The sequence below is a fragment of the Porphyrobacter sp. TH134 genome, assembly GCF_002855495.1.
Lineage (GTDB): Bacteria > Pseudomonadota > Alphaproteobacteria > Sphingomonadales > Sphingomonadaceae > Erythrobacter.
Genome location: NZ_PKRO01000087.1, coordinates 1 through 2,477, shown reverse-complemented (window position 1 = coordinate 2,477; position 2,477 = coordinate 1). Strand labels below are relative to the sequence as shown.

Sequence of the window (2,477 nt, the reverse complement as noted above, 5' to 3'; positions counted from 1 at the left end):
CCGCTCCCGCAAAAGGGCAAAGTGGACGACTTTTACGCCGCCCGCAGCAACACTTCGTCGCCGCTACCGTGGTCTAATTTTGCACCGCCGTTCTCAATTCGATCCTCGCGGGGATTTTTCTCTTCTGGCAATTGCTATACAATGGCGATTATAAGGATTTAGCTTTGATACTGGTTGGTTTGGGAATTATTGGAATACTGATAGTTACATTAAAAAATCCGAAACTGCGCTGATAACAGCTCGTCAGCCTTGCTGCGGCAATGACGGGGTCGTTTGCTGAACGGCAGCAATTTTTCGCGAGCCTGGGATAGCCGCCATACAGCTTCGGCGATCGAGCATTGGCCCCGCTCATGGCGGGTCATGAGTGGATAGGTGCCTGTCCGCTTACCGGCCTGCGGTAATCCCCGCCTGGTCCGCCAACGTTGTGATGGGCTGATCCCGCTCCACCCGTTCGGAATAGCGATTGACCAGAGTGTCGCCATGGGGGCGCAGCAGCACGGTGAAGCGCACCAGCTCCTCCATCACGTCGACGATCCGGTCGTAATAGGCGGACGGCTTCATCCGCCCGGCCGCGTCGAATTCATCGTAAGCCTTGGCCACCGAAGACTGGTTGGGGATGGTGAACATCCGCATCCAGCGCCCAAGGATGCGCAGCGTGTTGACGGTATTGAAGCTCTGCGACCCCGCATTGACCTGCATCACCGCCAGCGTGCGGCCTTGGGTGGGGCGCAGGCCCTTGTAGGCGAGCGGCAGGTGGTCAATCTGCGCTTTCATGATCCCGGTGATCGTGCCGTGGCGCTCCGGGCTGCACCACACCTGCGCTTCGGACCACAGCGAATGTTCGCGCAGCTCATGCACGGCAGGGTGATCGTCGCAGGGCACCTGATCGGGCAGCGGCAGGTCCGAGGGATCGAAAATGCGCGTCTCGCAGCCGAAGAATTGCAACAGCCGCGCCGCTTCCTCGACCGCGAGGCGGGAAAAGGAGCGTTCACGCAACGAGCCATAAAGCAGCAGCACCCGCACCGGCGGGTCCAGCGGGCCAAGGCCGAGCGCGGGGCGCTGGAGCACATAGTCGGACTTCAGCACAGGCAGATGCGCTGGATCGGGTAGCGGGCGCAGGCGGGTGTATTCAGTCATGTGGCGGCCTCGGTCATGGAATTGGGAAAAATCGCCAGCCCCGCTCACCACAGGGCAAGCGCGCCGCATAGCTGGGCAAGGACGAAAGCCAGGACATTGGCCGGGGCAATCCCGGCAAAGCTGTCGGCCAGCGCGCGGGCGAAGGTGATCGCCGCATTGGCGAAGCTGGTCGAGGAGGTGAACCAATAGGCCGCAACGAAGTTGAGCGCGACGCTGGCCGGGACCGCTTCGGGCCGCTGGCGGATCGTTCCGAGGATCACGAAGACCAGCCCGAAGGTGGCGATAAACTCACCCGCCCATTGCCCGGTGCCGGTGCGTGCCTTGTCCGATAGCGCAAGGATCGGGCGGGCGAACATCGGGTGTGCCGCCATCACGCCTGCAAATCCGCCCGCAAGCTGCCCTGCGATCAGCCGCAGCGCCTTGGCCGAGGTGAGATCGCCGCGCAGGCGGAACACCACCGTCACTGCCGGATCGAAATGCGCGCCCGACAGCGGCCCGAACATGCCGATCAGCACGAAAAGCATGGCCCCGGTGGCGACAGAGTTGGCCAGCAGGGCAAGGGCGACGTTCCCCCCGGCAAGCTGCTCGGCCATGATTCCCGAACCGATCACGGTGCAGAACAGGAAGAAGCTGCCGTTCCCCTCCGCCCAGAAATCGCGGTTCACGCCGCGCCCTCCATCGCGCCGATCCGGGTCAGAAGTTCGGTTACGTCCCGGCGCTCCATGGCTTCGAACGGTGTCGCCAGCAGCGCCCGCACCCGCATTTCCAGCAGGCGCCACGTTCGCTCAAAGGCCGCGTCCACCTCGGCTTCGGTGCCGCTTGCATCGGCGGGATCGGGCAGGCCCCAATGCGCTTTCAGCGGGCTACCGAGGAACACCGGGCAGGCCTCACCCGCCGCATTGCCGCACACGGTAATCGCCAGATCGATCGCGGGCGCGCCGGGGGCGGTGAATTCATTCCAGCTTTTCGAGCGGAAGGCAAAGGTGTCGATCCCGCGCCGCGCGAGGAGCCGCAGCGCGCCGGGATGGGGCACACCCTTTGGCTTGCTGCCCGCGCTGAAGGCCCTGACGCGGCCCTCTCCCAGTCGGTTAAACAGCGCCTCGCCGAGGATCGAGCGGGCGGAATTGCCGGTGCACAGCACCAGCACGGTGAGGGGCGTGCCGCTCATTGCAGGCCAAGGCCAAGCGGTTCGCAGGTCAATCCTGCCATCAGGTCGCCGCACATTTCCGGCGCACCCTGACAGCAATAGACCTGTTGCGAAAGCCGGGCCAGTTTGATTTTTCTGGGACATCGAGTGAGGACAGGGGGGTGTCTTTTGATGCAAGGGATCAGAAGCCGGC

The 2,477-nt window shown here is 63.6% G+C and carries 3 protein-coding genes; all 3 read right to left on the bottom strand.

Features of this window, described 5'->3' with window-relative positions; all coding sequences use genetic code 11:
- Window positions 1-384: 384 nt before the first annotated feature.
- From arsH to C0V72_RS15950, 3 genes are read right to left on the bottom strand one after another with little or no spacing between them, the layout of a single operon-like run.
- A complete protein-coding gene (arsH, locus tag C0V72_RS15960; protein ID WP_101795113.1) occupies window positions 385-1,137 on the bottom strand; it encodes an arsenical resistance protein ArsH in 753 nt (250 codons plus the stop codon).
- A 44-nt stretch (window positions 1,138-1,181) separates the two neighbouring features.
- Window positions 1,182-1,802, bottom strand: a complete 621-nt coding sequence (locus C0V72_RS15955) for an aquaporin (RefSeq protein WP_101795112.1) — start codon at window positions 1,800-1,802, stop codon at window positions 1,182-1,184.
- Window positions 1,799-2,305 (bottom strand): arsenate reductase ArsC, encoded by a 507-nt coding sequence (locus C0V72_RS15950; protein ID WP_101795111.1) that lies wholly within the window; start codon window positions 2,303-2,305, stop codon window positions 1,799-1,801. Before C0V72_RS15950 ends, C0V72_RS15955 begins: the two co-directional genes overlap by 4 nt.
- Between the last annotated feature and the right edge of the window lie 172 nt (window positions 2,306-2,477).

Excerpts from the sequence above, each read along its gene's own strand:
- arsH (WP_101795113.1), bottom strand. The coding sequence starts at position 1,137 with ATGACTGAATACACCCGCCTGCGCCCGCTACCCGATCCAGCGCATCTG.
- C0V72_RS15950 (WP_101795111.1), bottom strand. The coding sequence starts at position 2,305 with ATGAGCGGCACGCCCCTCACCGTGCTGGTGCTGTGCACCGGCAATTCC.